The 18,780-nt window shown below is 61.1% G+C and carries 16 protein-coding genes; 8 read left to right on the top strand and 8 right to left on the bottom strand.

Features of this window, described 5'->3' with window-relative positions:
* Positions 1–19: 19 nt before the first annotated feature.
* Positions 20–892 carry a type I methionyl aminopeptidase gene (map, locus tag HMPREF2635_RS10405; protein ID WP_046648064.1) on the top strand — a complete coding sequence of 291 codons (873 nt, stop codon included), beginning with the start codon at positions 20–22 and terminating at the stop codon, positions 890–892.
* Positions 893–1,124: 232 nt separating this feature from the next.
* Here map and HMPREF2635_RS10410 read toward each other — a convergent pair whose 3' ends face one another.
* From HMPREF2635_RS10410 to HMPREF2635_RS10425, 4 genes are all read right to left on the bottom strand, one after another.
* Positions 1,125–1,526 (bottom strand): hypothetical protein, encoded by a 402-nt coding sequence (locus tag HMPREF2635_RS10410; RefSeq protein ID WP_070512652.1) that lies wholly within the window; start codon positions 1,524–1,526, stop codon positions 1,125–1,127.
* A gap of 35 nt (positions 1,527–1,561) precedes the next feature.
* Positions 1,562–1,978: a hypothetical protein gene (locus tag HMPREF2635_RS10415; RefSeq protein ID WP_049155406.1), complete on the bottom strand. Its 417-nt coding sequence runs from the start codon at positions 1,976–1,978 to the stop codon at positions 1,562–1,564.
* A gap of 341 nt (positions 1,979–2,319) precedes the next feature.
* Positions 2,320–3,705: a mycothione reductase gene (mtr, locus tag HMPREF2635_RS10420; RefSeq protein WP_070545809.1), complete on the bottom strand. Its 1,386-nt coding sequence runs from the start codon at positions 3,703–3,705 to the stop codon at positions 2,320–2,322.
* Positions 3,706–3,761: 56 nt separating this feature from the next.
* Positions 3,762–4,775: an alpha/beta hydrolase gene (locus HMPREF2635_RS10425; RefSeq protein ID WP_070754224.1), complete on the bottom strand. Its 1,014-nt coding sequence runs from the start codon at positions 4,773–4,775 to the stop codon at positions 3,762–3,764.
* Positions 4,776–5,075: 300 nt separating this feature from the next.
* Between HMPREF2635_RS10425 and mqo the strand changes: the two genes are divergently transcribed.
* Positions 5,076–6,578 carry a malate dehydrogenase (quinone) gene (gene mqo / locus HMPREF2635_RS10430; RefSeq protein ID WP_070682006.1) on the top strand — a complete coding sequence of 501 codons (1,503 nt, stop codon included), beginning with the start codon at positions 5,076–5,078 and terminating at the stop codon, positions 6,576–6,578.
* Positions 6,579–6,854: 276 nt separating this feature from the next.
* On the opposite strand, the gene HMPREF2635_RS10435 is transcribed toward mqo, so the two are convergent.
* Positions 6,855–8,243 carry a protein adenylyltransferase SelO family protein gene (locus HMPREF2635_RS10435; protein ID WP_049155412.1) on the bottom strand — a complete coding sequence of 463 codons (1,389 nt, stop codon included), beginning with the start codon at positions 8,241–8,243 and terminating at the stop codon, positions 6,855–6,857.
* Positions 8,236–9,051, bottom strand: coding sequence for a PhzF family phenazine biosynthesis protein (locus HMPREF2635_RS10440; RefSeq protein ID WP_049155414.1), 816 nt, complete (start codon positions 9,049–9,051; stop codon positions 8,236–8,238). The genes HMPREF2635_RS10435 and HMPREF2635_RS10440 overlap by 8 nt, the downstream gene beginning before the upstream one ends.
* 51 nt (positions 9,052–9,102) lie before the next feature.
* On the opposite strand from HMPREF2635_RS10440, the gene HMPREF2635_RS10445 reads away from it, so the two are divergent.
* A complete protein-coding gene (locus tag HMPREF2635_RS10445) occupies positions 9,103–10,416 on the top strand; it encodes a DUF4921 family protein (protein ID WP_180963892.1) in 1,314 nt (437 codons plus the stop codon).
* 79 nt (positions 10,417–10,495) lie between these two features.
* Here the strand turns inward: HMPREF2635_RS10445 and yaaA are convergent, their stop codons facing one another.
* Positions 10,496–11,218, bottom strand: a complete 723-nt coding sequence (yaaA, locus tag HMPREF2635_RS10450) for a peroxide stress protein YaaA (protein WP_049155417.1) — start codon at positions 11,216–11,218, stop codon at positions 10,496–10,498.
* A gap of 32 nt (positions 11,219–11,250) precedes the next feature.
* Between yaaA and HMPREF2635_RS10455 the strand changes: the two genes are divergently transcribed.
* The gene (locus HMPREF2635_RS10455; protein ID WP_070821720.1) at positions 11,251–13,020 is read left to right on the top strand and encodes a proline--tRNA ligase; all 1,770 of its coding nucleotides are present in this window, start codon (positions 11,251–11,253) and stop codon (positions 13,018–13,020) included.
* 13 nt (positions 13,021–13,033) lie between these two features.
* Here the strand turns inward: HMPREF2635_RS10455 and HMPREF2635_RS10460 are convergent, their stop codons facing one another.
* A complete protein-coding gene (locus HMPREF2635_RS10460; RefSeq protein ID WP_070821721.1) occupies positions 13,034–13,873 on the bottom strand; it encodes a hypothetical protein in 840 nt (279 codons plus the stop codon).
* A 37-nt stretch (positions 13,874–13,910) separates the two neighbouring features.
* Here HMPREF2635_RS10460 and rimP point away from each other — a divergent pair, with 37 nt between their 5' ends.
* From rimP to infB, 4 genes are all read left to right on the top strand, one after another.
* Positions 13,911–14,477, top strand: a complete 567-nt coding sequence (rimP, locus tag HMPREF2635_RS10465; RefSeq protein WP_070821722.1) for a ribosome maturation factor RimP — start codon at positions 13,911–13,913, stop codon at positions 14,475–14,477.
* Between the two features lie 3 nt (positions 14,478–14,480).
* A complete protein-coding gene (gene nusA / locus HMPREF2635_RS10470; protein ID WP_049155425.1) occupies positions 14,481–15,497 on the top strand; it encodes a transcription termination factor NusA in 1,017 nt (338 codons plus the stop codon).
* Between the two features lie 120 nt (positions 15,498–15,617).
* Positions 15,618–15,953: a YlxR family protein gene (locus HMPREF2635_RS10475; RefSeq protein WP_070821723.1), complete on the top strand. Its 336-nt coding sequence runs from the start codon at positions 15,618–15,620 to the stop codon at positions 15,951–15,953.
* Between the two features lie 109 nt (positions 15,954–16,062).
* Positions 16,063–18,780, top strand: a complete 2,718-nt coding sequence (gene infB, locus HMPREF2635_RS10480; protein WP_070512680.1) for a translation initiation factor IF-2 — start codon at positions 16,063–16,065, stop codon at positions 18,778–18,780.

Genomic DNA, 18,780 nt, shown 5'->3' on the forward strand with positions numbered 1-18,780 from the left:
AGGGCTACCATGAGTAGTTATGACTAAGCGCGCGATGCTGAAACAAGAAAAAGATACTCCAATCCGCACGGTACCGAAGGATATCGAACGCCCAGAGTACGTGTGGAAAGATACGGTCCAGGAAGCGCAGGGCGAGCCATTTGTGCAGACCCCGGAGGTCATTGAGGCCATGCGTGAGGCCTCACGCATAGCGGCCAACGCTCTGCAGGAAGCCGGAAAGGCTGTGGCTCCCGGTGTGACCACGGATGAGATTGACCGCGTTGCGCACGAGTATATGTGCGATCACGGTGCCTACCCGTCGACGCTGGGGTACTTGGGCTTTCCGAAATCCTGCTGCGTGTCCCTCAATGAGATTGTCTGCCACGGCATCCCGGATACCACGGTGATTGAGGATGGCGACATCGTCAATATCGACGTCACTGCCTTCAAGAATGGTGTGCACGGCGATACCAACGCCACCTTCCTCGCCGGCAATGTCTCGGAGGAGCACAAGCTGTTGGTGGAGCGCACGAAGGAAGCGATGATGCGCGGCATCAAGGCGGCGAAGCCCGGCCGTGAGATTAACGTTATTGGTCGCGTTATTGAGTCTTATGCCAATCGTTTCGGCTACAACGTGGTTACCGATTTCACTGGCCACGGTGTAGGCCCCACCTTCCACAACGGCCTCGTCGTGCTGCACTACGACTCTATGACCTACCGCGACATCCTTGAGCCAGGAATGACGCTGACCATCGAGCCGATGATCAACCTGGGCTCGCTGGACTATGAGATTTGGGACAACGGCTGGACCGTCCAGAACACCGATGGCAAGTTCACCGCCCAGTTCGAGCACACCATCGTTATCACCGATGACGGCAACGAGATCCTTACCCTGCCTGGTGAACTCGACTAGCTAAGAGGCGGTAAGGCTCGGTCTTAAGACAGTACCTCTTAAGACGCACAGAGCTGCCCTTGTTGACGAAAGTGCTCCGGATCCTTCAAAGGATCCGGAGCACTTTCGTCAGTTTGGAGGGGGTGCGTGCGCCCGTTGCGCCAGAGGTCGGAGATAGACAAAGCGCCCACCTCCGTAAAAGGAGATGGGCGCTTTCTAAGGCGCTGAGCTAATCAGCGAGTCCGCGTACTAATTAGCGGCGGAAGATCGGGTCCAGCACGTGTGCCGGGATAATGTGGTTGTACACAGCGAAGTTGTACGCAGCGAACAGGGCACCTGCGATGGCGGAGCCGATAGCAGCGTAGGTGCCCTCACGCCAAGCCTTAGCCCAGGTCGGGTTGGTGGTGTCATCAGCGGTGTTCTCGCCGAAGAGGTCAGCGCCGGTGACCTTCTTGTCACCCTCGGTAGCGTCGCCCCACTTGGAGGACAGGGTAGCGTCGCTGTCGTCCTCCTTGACCTTCTCGTTTGCGGAGGACAGCTCGGAGGAGAGGGAGGTTTCCTCGGTGTTCTCAGCAGCGAAAGCAACGGAGGTGCCAGCGAAAGCAACGGAGGCGGCGGTTGCAGCAGCAACAGCGGCGGTGCGGAAGTTACGCATGAAGTTTAAGCCTTTCGGAAAGTGTGTGGGGCGTCTTAGAAGGACGGGCCGTGGACGAAGAAGTTGTAGACCACGCCGATGAGGCCGGCGATGGAAGCGACGGCGCTAGCAACGCCTACGCCGTAGAAGGTCTTGGCCCAGGTCGGCTGGTCGCCGATGGTGGTGCACTCGCCAGCTTCGCCCTCATCGCAGTGCTCAGACTTGGAGGAACCAAAGATGGCACGGCCGTCAGCCTCGGTGCCGATGTTGTCGTCCTCGTCGACGTTGAACCAGCCGCCAACCTTGGAGGACAGGGAGCCCTCAGGCTTGTCGTAAGGCTGACCGCCCTTTGCGTCTTCGACAGCTTCGGTGGTGTTGGAGCCGTCGAAGGTGGCTGCGGTGGCAACGGTGGAGCCGCCGAAGGCAACTGCGAGAGCGGTAGCGCCGGCGAGGGCTGCATTGCGGATACGCATATCAAAATTCCTTAATGTCGTACGTGCAAGGCCTCCTGGCGGAGGAGCCTCGATTCACAGGGATAGGGATGAGTTTGGTATCCCCAAAACACACTGAGCCGACAGAGACCATCGACTCGTTCCGGTGTCTGTATAAAACCTATCCAACGGTCAGCCAAAATGCACGCTAGTTGGAGCGTTCTTTTACGCAAGCGGCAGGGGTACCCCCAAATTGGGTTAAACCCTGAAAGCTGGCTGAGTGATGTTGCGGGCGTTAAGGTGGCCTTGTAATGCCAATAGATAAATAAGGGGAAATTAGTTCAAGGGTAGTGTGAAATAAATCACTGAACGATCTGTAACGATCACTCTAGCCACTCTAGTCCCAAAACGGCATTTTCGACGACCTCCGGCAACGCCGGGTGGATCCAATACTGTGAACGGGCGAACGTGCGCATGTCGAGGCCGCAGCTCATTGCGGTGATTAACTGTTGTATGAGAGTGGAGGCTTGCGGGCCCATGAGGTGAGCGCCGAGGAGCTGACCGGTCGAGCGGTCGGCGATGAGCTTGCAGACGCCCGTTGAATCCTCCATGGCCCAGCCATAGGCGACATCGCCGAAGTTCTGTACCTTCACTGTGACGTCGTAGCCCTGCTCGCGGGCCTGGGCTTCGGTGAGGCCCACGGTCGCAATCTGCGGGTGGGTGAAGACGGCGGCGGGAACGTGCTCGTGGGGCATGGGCTGAAGATCCTCTGGGTGCAACAGATTGTGCTGCACTGCTCGCTGCTCCGCGTTGGCGACGTGCTTGAGCATGTAGGGCGAGGAGACGTCGCCCAGCGCCCACACGCCCTCACAAGTGGTGCGGCCGTACTCGTCGACCTTGATGCGTCCGTCCTCGTGCATCTCGATCCCACTGGCGGAGAGATCCATCAGGTCGCCGTTAGGCTGGCGGCCGGTGGCGACAAGGATTGCCTCTGCTTCCAGGACGTCACCGTTATCCAAGGTGAGGCGCACACCGTCTGCGGTTTCTTCCACCGCCGTGGCGCTACCGATGCGGACATCGAAACGCTCTCGCAGGATGACGTTGAAGCGTGAGCGTAGGTCTTCATCGAGGAAGCGGAGGAATGTCTCCGAGCGGTTGACCACGGTCACCTTGGTGCCCAGGCCGTCAAAGACATGGGCGAACTCCATAGCGATGTAGCCGCCGCCGACAACGATGAGGCTGCGGGGCTGTTTATCCAGGCGCATGATGTCTTCGTTGGTATGGATCGGGGCAGTTGCGCTGGCGTAGGGCTCAGGTAGTACCGGGCGCGAACCGGTAGCGATGACGATGTTGCCACCAGTAATAATGTCCTCGCCCACCTGCAGGGTCTTTGGCCCGATGAACCGCGCGTGTTGGTCAAAGACCGTAATATTTGGGGTCTCCTCCCCGCGGCGGTACTCTTCGCCGCCTTGGGCGATCAGATCAATGCGGTTGTCGAAAACGCGCTTGACAATGCCCTCCCAGTCCACAGCGTCCACGTGGGCGCTGACGCCAAGGCGCGTGGCTTCACGCGCAGCAAGCGCAACGTCGGCCGCATAGACGTACATTTTTGTAGGGATGCAGCCCACGTTGAGGCAGGTACCTCCGAAGGTTCCCTTTTCAATGATGGCGATAGATTTATCGTCAAACTCGGGGGAGGGGATGGAGTTTCCCGACCCGGTGCCAATGATGACGAGATCAAAGTGCTGTGCAGAAGTCATGGCGACCATTCTAAAGGTTCTACAGCCGCGGCTTCTGGAGGTCGAAGAGCGCGCAGCGCGCACACTTACTGAGCACGCTGTTCTGCGTTTATCGGCGCAACGACGCGAAGCCACTCGGCCGCGGCATTCAGCGCGTCCTCCAACGGTTCGGGCCGAGAGAGGAAAAGGTCGTGGCGGCCATCTTGGACGACGTGGAGGGTGTAGCGCGAGCTCAGCTCCTTAGCCCAGCGCTGACTTTGCCGGACATCGACGACGACATCGGCCGTGTTGGAGGACTCGCTATAGGGCTGATCAAGTTGTGAGCGCGCCGAGGTCATCGTCAGCAGTGGAACTCCAATGGTGATACGCCCGGAATGGATGGCGTCGAAGCCGTGGAAAACAGCAGCGACCCAGCCCAAGTATTTCGCGTGCCCGCCCAGCGGTTTCAAGCGGCGATCAAAATCCCACTCGCCCTGTTCGTGGGAATGGATGGATTCCCCGTAGGTGGTGAGATCCCCGGCGGGTAGCTCGACGCGTGGAGCGATAGCAGCGCCGGCATAAACTATGCGCTTGACCACCTCATAAGCGCCCTCCGACATTCCCATCATGGCCAGCCACGGGCTGTTGAAAACGACACCGGCGATACGGCTGAAACGCGCGGGGTCGTGGCGGCGAAGACGATCGAGCCACAGAGCGATGATGGTGCCGGCTGTGGAGTGTCCCATGATGACGACACGTGGGTTGGGGAGGGCGTCGAGGGCCGCGTTGAGGTCGGCATCGTAATACTGCACATCACTGATGTAGTGCCAGGTTTGCCCCTCCCGGCGGGAGCGACCACATTTGCGCAAATCGACTGCATAGAAGGCGTAGCCAAGCTCATAGAAGTAGCGGGCCACGTGCTCGTGGAAGAAGTAGTCTGTCATGCCGTGGACCCACACTAGGGCGGGGCGATCGTCGTGGGCGTTGGCGGCGGGGCAGTAGCGCACGAGAGTCGCGCAGACATCGCCTTCACCATCGGGATCGGTGCCGAGTTCGAGCGTGGCAGCCTGAAAGTCTGGGCCGAGAAGATCTTCTGACCATTCGAGTTTGTCAAATGTCATGGAGCTCATGATAGGTCGTGCGGTCAGATCCGTCCGGATGGGCGGGGAGCTGAGCTGATATGCCCTGCACCTCAAAAGGGGTGGTGGTTTGGGATTCGGGCATTTATGTTTCGAGGAATGCCTATTTCGCAGGAAGGGGCGTAAGGTGGAATTAATGCTTGACGGATCTTCCTGAGTGGAGGTCTGTATGCCGGCTTGGCCTTAGCATCGTCGAGCGCTTTCTCACCGCGCCCTGCGCACCCACATGCGCAGGGCATTTGACCACATCGAATACATCGACTCTAAGAGGTAATAAGTACAGTGTCCTCCGATAAGAAGACAGCACAAGTAGTAGACGAGGTTGAGGTCGCACTCATTGGTGCAGGTATCATGAGCGCCACCCTCGGCGCCATGCTGCGTGAACTCGAGCCCAGCTGGACTCAGATGGTGTTCGAGCGCTTGGACGGTCCTGCTCTTGAGTCCTCCTCCCCGTGGAATAACGCCGGTACGGGCCACTCTGCACTGTGCGAGTTGAACTACACCCCGGAGAAGAACGGCCGCATTGACGTTTCCAAGGCCCTGAACATCAACGAGAAGTTCCAGGTTTCTCGCCAGTTCTGGTCCCACCAGCTCAATAACGGCATCCTCACTGACCCGAAGGCCTTCATTAACCCGGTTCCACACGTGTCCTTCGCGCAGGGTTCCATTCAGGTGGATTACCTGAAGCGCCGTTTCGACGCGCTGAAGGACAATCACATGTTCCCGAACATGCAGTTCAGTGATGATGACGCCACCTTCCAGGAGAAGCTGCCCCTGATGTCTGAGGGCCGCGATTTCGGCTCCCAGAAGGTGGCCATCTCGTGGACCGATGCCGGTACTGACGTTAACTTTGGCGCCCTGGCTAAGCAGTTCTTCACCGCAGCTAAGGCTGCAGGCACCGAGATCCGCTACGGCCACGAGGTCGTCGATATTAAGCGTGACGGTTCCAAGTGGCGTGTGGTAGCAAAGAACCTGCACACCGGTGATTACGAAGCTGTCCACGCCAAGTTTGTCTTCGTCGGCGCCGGCGGTTACGCGCTCGATCTGCTGCGCAAGGCAGGTGTCCGTGAGGTCTCTGGTTTCGCGGGCTTCCCGGTCTCTGGCCTGTGGCTGCGCTCCAAGAACCCGGAGCTGGTCAAGCAGCACCACGCCAAGGTCTATGGCAAGGCTGCCGTCGGTGCTCCGCCGATGTCCGTGCCGCACCTGGACACCCGTGTCATCGACGGTGAAGAAGGCCTGCTGTTTGGCCCCTACGGTGGCTGGTCCCCGAAGTTCCTGAAGAAGGGCTCCTACCTGGACCTGTTCAAGTCCATCCGTCCCGACAACATCACCTCTTACCTGGGCGTGGCAGCACAGGAGTTTGGTCTGACCAAGTACCTGGTGACCGAGGTCCTCAAGGACTTCGACAAGCGCGTCGAAACCCTCAAGGAATACGTCCCGAGCGCCGATCCGGCCGATTGGGAGACCGTCATCGCTGGCCAGCGCGTCCAGGTCATTAAGCCGGCGGGTGCACCGCAATTCGGCTCCTTGGAGTTCGGTACCACCCTCATCAACAACCCCGAGGGCAATATCGCCGGCCTGCTCGGCGCTTCCCCGGGTGCCTCCATCACCCCGGCAATCATGATTGAGCTGCTGGAGCGCTGCTTCGGCGAGCACATGATTCAGTGGGGCGATAAGATCCAAGAAATGATTCCGTCCTACGGCACCAAGCTCTCCAAGGACAAGAAGCTCTACGAGGAGATGTGGGAGTACACGCAGAAGACCCTGCAGCTTGAGTCCAAGTAGTCCCGCTTTTCGCTTCGCAGGTAACTCTCAGTAACTGGCAGGAAGCGTCCAGTGCATCGGAACGCTTCGCCAAGGAGGATGCTCCATACTTATGTTGTGCGTTTGAGAGAGCGCATGCGAGAGATAGAGAGAACCCCAGCCGCGCGGGGCGGTCGGCCTGAGAAACCGACCGGGAGCGCGGCAGTGAAAGATAGAGACACACCACCGCCCCGAGACTCCGTTTCCTTTCCTACGGAGAACTCGGGGCGGTGGTGTGTGTCCTTCTATTTTGCGCTCTTAGGTGCCGCAGTAGGTGAGATAGCCCTCCGTGCCACCGGGCTGTTCATAGTCCGGTGCGGGATCGAAGGGGTGGGTCGTAGCTTGGAGAAGGCGGGAGAACTCATCCAGATCGCCCAGCGCGGCTTCGACCAGACGCGGACGGGGAATCACGCGCGGCACGGTTCGCTCGAGTCGCGCAACGTCGGGGCCACTCGCGCAGTAGGCGTCAACGAACTGCGTGCCCGCGAACGCCTCATAAGCGGCTGCCGGTGTACCTGCCGCGGCGCTGACGAGAGCTCGGTGGGCCTGAGTGAGGTCAGGGCTCGCCTCAGTGAGTGCGGTGCTGTAGCTCCGAAAAAGCTCTTCAGGCATCTGCAAGCGCTGCAGGGCTTCGACTCGACGTGCTTTCTCGAAGCGTTCCGCAAAGGAATTGATGGCTTCCTGGGCCCAAGCGAGGGCGGAGTCAGGGGAGTCGTCGAGAAGCGGCAGCAGGGATTCAGCGAGCCGCGCGAGGTTCCATCCCACCATGTCGGGCTGGCGGCCAAAGCGGTAGCGGCCCTGCGTATCGATGGAACTAAACCAGGTATCGGGATCATAGTTTTCCAGGAATGCGCAGGGGCCGTAGTCGATGGTCTCGCCCGATAGCGTGGTGTTATCCGTATTCATCACGCCGTGGATAAAGCCCAGCTGCATCCATCCGGCGACCGTAGCGGCTTGCGCATCCATGGCACGGGTGAACAACTCCTGATAGTCGGCACCGGGGTAGTGGCGTTCAATGGTGTAGTCAGCGAGCTGTTCGAGCATTCCGGGCCGCTGGGACTGCGCGGCGAAGTGAAAGGAGCCGACGCGAATGTGGCTTGCGGCTACGCGCACCAGCACGCCCGCCTCCTCCACCACGTGGCGTTGAATGGGGCGGCCGGTGGCAAGGACTGCGAGGGGCCGAGTAGTGGGTACCCCCAGGGCATGCATCGACTCGGAGAAGAGATATTCGCGCAGCATCGAGCGCAGTGTGCCACGACCATCAGAGCCGAAGCGCGAGTACGGTGTGGGTCCCGTCCCCTTGGCGTGCAGATCCCACAGACCTGCCGGGTTATGGGGAGCGGTGGGGCCGGTGACCTCTCCCAGTAGGAGAGCGCGGCCATCACCCATGGATGGGTTGTACTGCCCGAACTGAAAGCCGGCGTAGGCCATGGCGTGGGGAGCGATGGGGCCGCGGCCTAGGAGAAACTCCACGCCTTCATCGCTGCGCAGCCAGTCTGGGTCGAGCCCGAGCGCAGAAGCCAGCTGTTCATTGAGCACCACGATCCGCGCCGCGGGCTGTTCCTCCCCTCGGGCCTCTGCGACGAGGTGGGGTAGGCGGCGGGCGAACTCAGTGTGCAGCTCGACAGGAAAGGAAGGCTTAGGCATCGCGGGACTCCAGAGCGCCGCGAACGCGCACGCGGACGTTGCCGCCCACCCAGATGTTCTCGCCGTCGTCATCGATGAAGACTCGACCAGCGCGTCCTACCTGGCCACCTTGGGCCGCGGTGTAGCGAGCAGGAACTGCATTCTTGGCGCGGAGGAATTGGGCAGCCCCGCCGTTGAAGGACCCGGTGACGGGATCCTCGAAGTGCCCGGTAATGGCTCGTACTTCATACGCGGGGGCATCGCCACCGGTGAGGCCGACCACACCGACCTTCACGCCAGGCATGGGCGTGGGGTTGAGTTCGCGTACTGCCTCGGCGGAATCCAGCTGGATGAGGCGCCATCCGGGGCCGTTGTCTACCCAGCCGGAGTCAACGATGCGGTCGACGTCAACTCCGAGAACTGCAGCTGCATCGGCTCGTTCGGCATCGCTGAGAGCCCCCTCGCGCACCAAGGGTGGGGTAGCGAAGGCGAAGCGTCCGTCCTCCTGGCGCACGGTGACCAGGCCTACACCGCATTCCTGAATTAAGGTGCCGCTTTTTTCAAGCAGCTCTGCTGCCACCCGGGCGGTGCCCAGCGTGGGGTGGCCGGCGAAAGGAAACTCTTCGTAGGGGGTAAAGATCCTCACCCGGTAGTCCGCGCGTGGATCCGTAGGCGAGCACAGGAACGTCGTCTCAGAGAAATTGGTCCAGTGCGCGATGCGCTGCATCTCTTCGGTGCTCAAGTCATCGGCATCCGCGACCACGGCGAGGGGATTTCCGCTGAACGGACCAGTGGCGAAGACATCTACTTCAAAGAATCGGTGCTGCATGGACCCCAAGCCTAGTCGCACCGGTGGGTGCGGAGGTCTACGCTGGGCTGCATGAGCGAAGCACTCTTTAGCCGCGTCGAGCCCATCCAAACCATGGCTGATGGGACCGTCAAGCAGGTCAACCCCTTCTCCGGAACGGAGGTGTGGACGGTGCCTGGCCGCGGCAACCGCCCGCTCGCGCATCCAGCACAGGACCCACAACCGCTGGCGGCCGATGCTTTCACGCACACCTGCGCCTTTTGCTCAGGCCGCATGCTGGATACCCCACCGGAAAAGTCCCGTATTCTGGCTTCGGGGGAGATTCAGCGCGGCCTCCTTCCTCACGAGCTGGATGAGTCCGTACCAGCCTTTCGCCGCGTGCCCAACCTTTTTGAGATCGTGTCCTATGACTATTGGCACGAGAACTATGGCTTCACCATGGACCCCGACGTGGCCCGCCACAAGGAGCGCTACGAGTCCGACGAAGCTGGGCGCCTGCATGTGCTCAATGTGGTGCGCACCAAGCTCAAGGCGGCGGGGAAGGATGCCGCGCTGGACGACGAATCCCTGCTCGCCCTCGCCGATGGCTTCTTCGGAGGTGGCCACGACGTCATCATTTCTTCGCGCCACTTTGTGGAGGGTGCGGTCGATGATAGTCAGCTCGCGTCCTCCGGCACGCTGAGCCCCGATGAGCACTTCCTGCTGACAACATTCACTGCGGAATCGACGCGCGAGCTCTACCAGCGCAACCGCTATGCCTCTTATGTCGCCGTGTTCCAGAACTGGCTAGCACCGGCGGGCGCGTCCTTCGATCACCTGCACAAGCAGCTCGTCGCTATTGACGCCTTAGGTATGGCTGCCCACCAAGAAAACGCGATTCTGCGGGCGCACCCGAATATGTACAACGATTGGGCGGTTGGCTACGCGGCAAAGCGCAACCTCGTTATCGCCGAAAACGACTATGCGGTTCTCTTCGCCGGCTTTGGCCACCGCTATCCCACACTGGAGATCTTCTCCAAGTCGCCGCGCTGTGAGCCCTGGGAGCAGACCCCCGGTGAGGTTCGCGGGATGTCGGACCTTATCCACGCAGCGCATGCCGCTGTGGGTCCGGATGTGGCCTGCAATGAAGAGTGGCACCACCGCCCGCCCAGCGTGGATCTGCCGCAGCCGTGGCGTGTGATGATCAAGCTCAGGGTATCGACCCTGGCCGGTTTTGAGGGCGGCACGAAGGTGTACATCAACACCATCGATCCCTGGGGATTGCGCGATCGCATCGTGGATGCCATGTTCCGCCTGCGCGAGCGCGGCAAGATTGCCTCCGGTATCGCGATTGCCACTGAGTGCGAGCTCAAGCGCAACAGCTTGCGCTATAACCCATTGGTTTGAATGGCCCCGCTTCTCCGGAGGCAGATAAATTGATAAATAGATAAATCGGCGAGCGTTGATAAATTGATAGATAGATAAATCAGACCACGAGCACGAGCTCGGTGCCGCGCAATTCGGTGCTCATGCCTGCCTCCTGCGCAATACTGGCCGCATCCTTGAGGGAGGAGACACGCTCACCACTCAGGGCCAGCACGCGTGCGAGCTCCCCTTTGTAGTGCTTGTTGAAGTGAGAGACCACCTTGCGGGAGCCATCCTCTTGCACCGTCTCCACGCGCACGGTGGCGGCGTCCTTGAGCTTGCCCAGTTGCTGGTAGGTGCCCGAGCGCATGTCGATGAGGAACTCGCCTGCGGCGACAAGCGCGCGCAGCTCATCCGTGATGGCCGTACCCCATCGCGACTTCAGCGTCCGCCCGCCCAGTTTCGTACTACCGGAGAGTCGGTAGTGCGGGATGAGATCATCGGCGCGCACTAGACCAAATAACGCATCGCCCACGGCGAGGTAGCGCCGCGCTTCCGGGGGAAGGGTAGGGGCGTCGAGGGCGTCATACAGCACTCCGGTGAAACGCTCCAGCGCGGGCATGGTCGGGGAGGATGCCAACTCGCGGTTAGACTCGGCTTCCCCACGCAGCTTCTCAGAGAGTTTGAGCACTTCCAGCGCTTCATCGACGTCGAGGGAGGACAATTCTGCAGCGATTTCTTGGCGGATCGGATTCAACGCGGGAAAAGAAAGCTCGTCCCAATTCAGGGCCGCGCCGTTGCCGCCGTGTGCTTTGGTCTCAGAAGGAGGGAGGATGATCAGCATGGCTACATGCTAGCGATGTAAACTGAGCAACCATGATTACACGTCTTTCTGAGCTTTTCCTCCGCACTCTTCGTGAGGATCCGGCTGATGCCGAAGTCCCCAGCCACAAGCTTCTCGTCCGCGCAGGTTATGTGCGCCGCGTCGCGCCGGGTGTATACACCTGGCTGCCACTGGGGCTGCGCGCCATGCGCAAGATCGAAGACGTAATCCGTCAGGAGATGAACGCTATCGGCGGCCAAGAGATGCTGTTCCCGGCGTTGCTGCCGCGCGAACCCTACGAGCAGTCGAACCGCTGGACGGAGTACGGCGATAACCTCTTCCGTCTCAAGGATCGTAAGGGCGCTGACATGCTCCTAGGCCCGACCCATGAGGAGATGTTCACCACCGCAGTGAAGGATATGTACTCCTCGTACAAGGATTTCCCGGTCACGCTGTATCAGATCCAGACGAAGTACCGCGATGAGGAACGTCCGCGCGCGGGCGTGCTGCGCGGCCGCGAGTTCACCATGAAGGACTCCTATTCCTTCGACATGACGGATGAGGGGCTCGATGAGTCCTATGCCCGCCACCGCAAGGCTTACCAGAACATCTTCAATCGCCTGGAGATTGATTACGCGATTTGTAAGGCCACCTCTGGTGCGATGGGAGGCTCGGCCTCCGAGGAGTTCCTCGCCGTGTCTGAGGTAGGCGAAGATACCTTCGTGCGGGCCACCGAGGGCGATTACGCCGCCAACGTGGAGGCCGTGGTCACTCAGGCTCCAGAGGAAATCCCCTTCGACGGCCTGCCGGAGGCACAGGAGCATGAGACTCCGAAATCCGAGACCATCGAAACGCTGGTGGAGTGGGCTAAGAGCGCCGGCATTACTGTCGCCGACCGCGAGGTCACCGCAGCGGACACCCTCAAGTGTATGATGATCAAGGTAGCCGCCCCTGCAGCTACGGAGGAAGAGAAGGAATGGGAACTCGCGGCTGTTCTTATTCCGGGCGACCGCGCGTTGGATGAAAAGCGCCTGGAGGCTTCGCTTGAACCGGCCGAGTTCGAGCTCGCCAGCGATGAGGATTTCAAGAAGAGCGACTTCCTGGTCAAGGGCTACGTTGGCCCGCGTGCCCTCAACGCTCACGACGTGAAGGTTTATGCCGACCCGCGCGTGGTTTCCGGCACCTCCTGGATTACCGGTGCCGATGCCCCGCAGCGTCACGTCGTCGGTTTGGTGGCTGGCCGTGACTTCACCGTGGATGAGTTTATCGAGGCCGCCGAGGTCAAGGAAGGGGACCCGGCACCGAACGGCCAGGGCACTCTGACGCTGGAGCGCGGTATCGAGTTAGGGCACATCTTCCAGTTGGGCCGCAAGTACACCGAGGCTTTCGACGTCCAGATTCTGGATGAGAACGGCAAGCGCGCCGTGCCGACCATGGGTTCCTATGGCATTGGTGTTACGCGCATGCTCGCGGTGCTGGCGGAGCAGCGCCACGATGAGAAGGGCCTCAACTGGCCGGTGGCTGTGGCCCCGTACCAGGTGCACGTGGCCGTAGCGAACAAGGATGCCGCTGCCCTCGAGGCAGGCCAGAAGCTGGTGGAGGATCTGGACCGTGCGGGCGTGGAGGTGCTTTTCGACGACCGCCCGAAGGTTTCCCCGGGCGTGAAGTTCAAGGATGCCGAGCTTTTGGGTATGCCGTTCATTGCCATCTTGGGCCGCGCCTTTGCTGACGGCATCATTGAGCTGCGCATCCGCGGCGGCGAGACCCGTGAGGTCCCCGCCGACCAGATCGTGGAGACGCTCACCGAGCTCATCCGCGGTTAGCAGCTAGCAGAAGCTAGGCGGCGTGGAAGCGGTGTGACTGCGCCGCGACCGCGATGAGCCAGCGCTGCCACGGGGTTGACGGTTCAGCTGAGTTGGCTGCATCGGTCCACTTCAGCGTGTCGTTGCGTGCGGCCTCGTCGATGAATGCGCGCGCTGAGTCGGCGTCCGTCGGTAGGTTTCCTGCCGGTGAATCATAGGCCGGCGCGGCCTGCGGCACAGCGCCGAGCTTTTCTAATTGCCCTTGAAGTCGCAGGATTCTGTCCTCATGAGCGTGCAAAAGCTCATCAACGTGCGCCTCCTGGTCGGGGGACACATAGGAGCGCGCGAAATCGAGGGAATAGACCTGCTGGTACTCCCATTCCAAGAGAGTAGTTGCGGCATCGCGTTCCTGCTCGGTGAGTTCGGGGACTTCAGCAAGCTCATCATCGTTCCACGCTGCGAGCGCAATAGCTTGTGCTACTACAAGAGCGCGGGATTCCTCAGGAACGCTGCTGATGTTCTCTTCTGAGGAAGAGGAGGCGTCGTGAAGCACGGCGGCCACGTCAGCGGAATCGCGTGGGACAACCTCACGGTCGACTGCGCAAGAGCGAGGAGCATTTCCTTCCTCATCGCGGCCGCACAGGCGGTCGATTTCGTCATAAAGCTGCTCAGCCTGTTCCGCGCGCAGGGCCGCGGCATACGCATCAAGCTCTTCCAATGTGAGAGCATCCGCGCTGGCGGCTTGAGCAAGCGACGCGAGGGAGGGATCCGCGTGGGGGCCAAAATAGTCCACGATCGCGTCGGTGGCTTGGCAGCCGCCCAACCAGGGGGCGGCGCAGACAAGGAGGGCGGGCACAACTACTCGGCGGTTCACGCGATAGACCCTACCCGTGTGACCTAGTCTAGAGCGCATGGCATTCCCAACACCCGCGCAACTGACCGAAATCCTGCAGCCTATTGCCGCCGCACGCGACCTCGACATCGAAGACGTCAAGACCACACGAGCTGGTAAAAAATCCCAGGTCATCATCCGTATCGATGGTGATGAGCGTCCGAGCTCCGATCTCATCGAGGAGCTCTCGCAGGAGATTTCCGAGTTTTTTGATGCCCAGGAGGAAGCGGGCGCCCTCAACTTCGGCGCGGGCTACACCCTGGAGGTGTCGACCCCCGGCGTGGGTTTTCCGCTCAGCGCCCCACGCCATTGGCGCCGCAACCAAGGAAGGCTTGTCGGCTATGCGCTGAGCGACGAGCCCGGCACCACCCGTGTCGCCAGAATCGGTGCTCTCTCCGCGGACCAAGAATCAGTGGCGCTCATCACGACCGTGAGAAAGGAGGTGCGCTATCAGGTCGAGCGATTGGAAAACGTGAGCCGTGCAGTGGTAGAAATTGAATTTGCTCAACCTTCAGCACAGGAGCTGGAGGCGGCAATGCAGACGTTCGACTTCGCCGAGCAGAACTCGGCAACCCGAGAGGACTAACAAGTGAATATTGATCTAGAGGCACTCCGCACGATTCAGCGCGAGCGAGGCGTCCCGGTGAAGGACCTGCTCGAGGCAATCGCGGGTGCCCTTTTGTATTCTTATCTGGATCACCGTGCCGAGTCCGCTGAGACGAAGGCAGAGGGGACAAAGTCCCGCGTGGATATCGACGCCGATACCGGCGCCGTTGCCGTCATCGTGACGGAAAGCGATCCGGAGACCGGAGAGGTCGTCAGCGAGTACGACGACACCCCGGATAACTTTGGGCGCGTCGGCGCCCAGGCTGTCCGTGATGCCATCTTGCGCAAGCTGCGCGAGAACGAAGCGGAGCGGACCTATGATTCCTATTCTGAACTGACCGGAACGGTTGTGTCGGGCGTCGTCCAGCGCGATATCCACGCGAACAAGCGCGGCGTCGTCGTGGTGCAGCTGGGTACCGAGCACGATTCGCAGGATGCTTTCCTGTTGCCGGCCGAGCAGCTGCCGGGAGAGAAGCTTGAGCACGGCGACCGCGTTAAGGCTTATGTCGTGGGTGTAAGCCGCAACGGGGCCAAGGTGCAGATCACGCTGTCGCGTACCCACCCAGAGCTGGTTCGCGGCCTGTTCGAGCTGGAGGTCCCAGAGGTGGCCGACGGCGCAGTAGAGATCATCGCCATTGCCCGTGAGGCAGGGCACCGCTCCAAGATCTCCGTTCGCGGCCACGCCAAGGGCCTCAACGCCAAGGGTGCATGCATCGGCCCGAAGGGTTCCCGCGTCAGCAACGTGATGCGTGAGCTCGGCGGTGAAAAGATTGACATCATCGATTACAACGAAGACCCAGCCGTCTACGTGGGTAATGCTCTCGCACCGTCGAAGGTCGTGCGCGTAGAAATCCTCGACGAGGAAGCACAGGTAGCCAAGGTAACCGTGCCGGATTACCAGCTCTCGCTCGCTATCGGCAAGGAAGGGCAGAACGCTCGCCTCGCAGCTCGCCTGACCGGATGGAAGATTGATATTCACTCCGATGCCGCTCGTGACTAGCTTTCCAACCTGCCTGCGGTGGGATTAAAGGTTTGGCCTATTTTCGCGTAGACTAGACAACGGCCCACATGCAGGAATGCTGTGGCGTAGTAGTAGTGGTGATTCGACGTAAGGAGTGGGATGTCTCAGGGACAGCGACTCCGCACCTGTATCGCCACGCGTCAAAAGCATCCCGACACGGAATTGCTCAGGGTTGTCGCCGATAGGGACGATCCCACAGGAAGCCGTGTTGTTCCGGATCCGCGCCGCCGCCTCCCCGGCAGGGGAGCGTGGATTAGGCCAGATCTGGAGGCAGTAGAGCTGGCGGAGCGAACCCGTGCCTTCAGGCGCGCGCTCCGATTGTCCACAGACGTGGACACAGGTCACGTACGTGAGTACCTCGCTGCTCGGCAGCAGGTGCAGTCGGCGGGCAACAGCCCGTGCGACCCAGAGTTAAAAAGGAAGACCGAACACTGATGAGCGCACAACCATGAAGCAGCATCAGCGATGAAAGTCCATAGCCATTAACTAGGGGTCAAGCCGTATTCCGCGGCCTTGGCTCCTAGAAAGATTAAAGAGGAGACAAGTGCCCGGAAAGCTACGTGTACACGAGTTGGCAAAGCAGCTCGGCGTAACCAGCAAGGAACTACTCGCCACGCTGAAGGAACAAGGCGAGTTCGTCAAGACCGCATCCTCGACCATCGAACCGCCGGTGGTCAAGAAGATGCGCGCACATTATGAAGCTAAGGGTGGCAACGACAAGCCGGCGGAGAAAACCGCGCCGGCAGCCTCCCCGGCTTCTGCTGCCAAAAAGGCGGCAGAGAAGAAACCAGCAGAGAAGCAGCCGGCTACCGCCGCTAAGCCTGGTCCGAAGCCGGGGGCAGCGCCGAAGCCGGGTGCCGCTCCCAAGCCGGGCGGCGCCCCGAAGCCGGGAACTGCGCCTAAGCCGGGCGGTGCCCCGAAGCCGGGTGCACAGCGCAAGAATGCGGACAAGCCTGGCGAGCGCGCAGTTACACCGCGCTCCATGCCGAAGCCTGGTGGTACCCGTCGCGTCGCCAATAACCCGTTCTCCACGGGCGGATCGAGCGATCGCCCCAGCCCCGGACCACGTCCGGGCGGCAGCAAGGGGCAGCGCTCCGCCGGCAAGCCTGGTGATAACCGCGGTGGCAAGGGCGGAGCACGCCCGCAGGGTGATGGCAATCGCAGCGGCGGACGCCGCCCATCGCCGGCCATGATGCCTTCGCATCCGAACCCGGCCAGCATGCCGTCGAAGGCCGCAGGCAGCGGCGGTGGCGGTCGCGGCCGAGGTGGTCGTGGCGGCGGACCGGGCCAGGGTGGCCCAGGCCACGGTGGTTTCCGTGGCGGACGCGGCGGTCGCCGCGGTGGTACCGCTGGTGCATTCGGCCGTCCCGGTGGTGCACCGCGTCGCGGTAAGAAGTCGAAGCGTCAGAAGCGCCACGAGTTTGAAGAGCAGCAGAAGCATGAGGTAGGCGGCGTACGCCTGCCTGACGGCGGCGGCAAGGTAGTTCGCCTGCGCCGCGGTGCTTCCCTGGCTGACTTTGCCGAGAAGATCGGTGCGGATCCCGCAGCATTGGTTCAGGCACTGTTCAATCTCGGCGAGATGGTGACGGCTACGGCCTCCGTATCCGAGGACACCCTGCAGCTTTTGGGCTCGGAGATTAACTACGAGGTCCAGGTTGTCTCGCCGGAGGACGAGGACCGCGAGCTGCTCGAGTCCTTCGACCTGCAGTTCGGTGAGGACGAGGGCGGCGAAGAAGCCCTTGAGAAGCGCCCGCCAGTCGTTACCGTGATGGGTCACGTTGACCACGGTAAGACCCGCCTTCTGGACACCATTCGTAAGACCAACGAAGGTGCGGGTGAGGCCGGTGGCATTACCCAGGGCATCGGTGCCTACCAGACCACGGTGAATCTCGAGGATGGCCCGCGTACCATCACCTTCCTGGATACACCGGGCCACGAGGCGTTTACCGCCATGCGTGCCCGTGGTGCTAAGTCCACCGACTTGGCCATCCTGGTGGTCGCCGCTGATGACGGCGTGATGCCGCAGACGATTGAGGCGATTAACCACGCGAAGGCAGCGGACATCCCAGTCGTTGTCGCGGTCAACAAGATTGATAAGCCGGAAGCTTCCCCGGATAAGATCCGTGGTCAGCTCACTGAGTACGGTCTGGTGCCGGAGGAATACGGCGGCGACACGATGTTCGTGGACATCTCCGCGAAGAACAACATCAACATCGACGAGTTGCTGGAGGCTGTCATCCTGACGGCGGACGCTGCACTCGAGCTCACCGCTAACCCGGATATGGATGCGCAGGGTTCTGCCATCGAGGCTCACCTCGACCGTGGCCGCGGTCCGGTGGCTACCGTCATCATTCAGCGCGGTACGCTGCGCATTGGTGATTCCATCGTGGTTGGCGATGCGCATGGACGTGTACGTCGTATGCTCGATGAGTTTGGCAACGACGTTGAAGAGGCCGGCCCGTCCCGCCCGGTCCAGGTGCAGGGTCTCAACGGCGTGCCTGGTGCCGGCGACAACCTCTTGGTTGTCGAAGATGACCGCGTCGCTCGCCAGATTGCCGCGCAGCGTGACGCGCGTAAGCGTTCTGCTCTGCAGGCCAAGGCCCGCAAGCGCGTCTCCCTCGAGGATCTGGATGCAGTGCTCAAGGAAACTTCGACGCTCAACCTCATCCTCAAGGGCGACAATGCCGGTTCCGTCGAAGCTCTGGAAGATGCCCTGCTGGACATCGAGGTCGACGACGAGGTTCAGCTCAACATCATCGACCGTGGTGTCGGTGCTGTGACGCAGACCAACGTCAGCCTGGCTGCGGCTTCCGACGCCGTCATCATCGCCTTCAACGTTCGCGCTGAAGGCAAGGCGACGGAGGAAGCGAATGCCGAGGGCGTTGACATCCGCTACTACACCGTGATTTACCGCGCCATTGAAGAGGTTGAGGCAGCTCTCAAGGGCATGCTCAAGCCCATCTACGAGGAGCGGGATACCGGTGCGGCGGAGATCCGCGCGCTGTTCAAGTCCTCCGCCGTCGGCACCATTGCCGGTTGTATGGTCACCGAGGGTAAGGTCAAGCGCAACGGCAAGGTTCGCCTCGTGCGCGACGGAAACGTCATCGTCTCCGATGCCAAGATCGAGTCCCTGCGCCATGAGAAGGATGACGCAAACGAGATCAACGCCGGCTACGAGTGCGGTATGGTCCTGTCCTACCCGGACATCCAGGTAGGCGATATCATCCAGGCCTACGAGGAAGTCGAGGTCCCGCGCGACTAA

Origin of the sequence: Corynebacterium sp. HMSC035E02 (genome assembly GCF_001836065.1) — a bacterium.
In the GTDB taxonomy this organism is placed as follows: domain Bacteria; phylum Actinomycetota; class Actinomycetes; order Mycobacteriales; family Mycobacteriaceae; genus Corynebacterium; species Corynebacterium hiratae.

What these genes read in the sequence shown, in the direction of transcription:
- mtr (WP_070545809.1), bottom strand. Translation starts at nt 3,705, where the DNA reads ATGGTCGCCATGACTTCTGCACAGCACTTTGATCTCGTCATCATTGGC.
- HMPREF2635_RS10410 (WP_070512652.1), bottom strand. Translation starts at nt 1,526, where the DNA reads ATGCGTAACTTCCGCACCGCCGCTGTTGCTGCTGCAACCGCCGCCTCC.
- HMPREF2635_RS10475 (WP_070821723.1), top strand. Translation starts at nt 15,618, where the DNA reads ATGTCTCAGGGACAGCGACTCCGCACCTGTATCGCCACGCGTCAAAAG.
- HMPREF2635_RS10435 (WP_049155412.1), bottom strand. Translation starts at nt 8,243, where the DNA reads ATGCCTAAGCCTTCCTTTCCTGTCGAGCTGCACACTGAGTTCGCCCGC.
- HMPREF2635_RS10445 (WP_180963892.1), top strand. Translation starts at nt 9,103, where the DNA reads ATGAGCGAAGCACTCTTTAGCCGCGTCGAGCCCATCCAAACCATGGCT.
- HMPREF2635_RS10455 (WP_070821720.1), top strand. Translation starts at nt 11,251, where the DNA reads ATGATTACACGTCTTTCTGAGCTTTTCCTCCGCACTCTTCGTGAGGAT.
- yaaA (WP_049155417.1), bottom strand. Translation starts at nt 11,218, where the DNA reads ATGCTGATCATCCTCCCTCCTTCTGAGACCAAAGCACACGGCGGCAAC.
- rimP (WP_070821722.1), top strand. Translation starts at nt 13,911, where the DNA reads ATGGCATTCCCAACACCCGCGCAACTGACCGAAATCCTGCAGCCTATT.
- HMPREF2635_RS10425 (WP_070754224.1), bottom strand. Translation starts at nt 4,775, where the DNA reads ATGACATTTGACAAACTCGAATGGTCAGAAGATCTTCTCGGCCCAGAC.
- map (WP_046648064.1), top strand. Translation starts at nt 20, where the DNA reads ATGACTAAGCGCGCGATGCTGAAACAAGAAAAAGATACTCCAATCCGC.
- HMPREF2635_RS10440 (WP_049155414.1), bottom strand. Translation starts at nt 9,051, where the DNA reads ATGCAGCACCGATTCTTTGAAGTAGATGTCTTCGCCACTGGTCCGTTC.
- HMPREF2635_RS10415 (WP_049155406.1), bottom strand. Translation starts at nt 1,978, where the DNA reads ATGCGTATCCGCAATGCAGCCCTCGCCGGCGCTACCGCTCTCGCAGTT.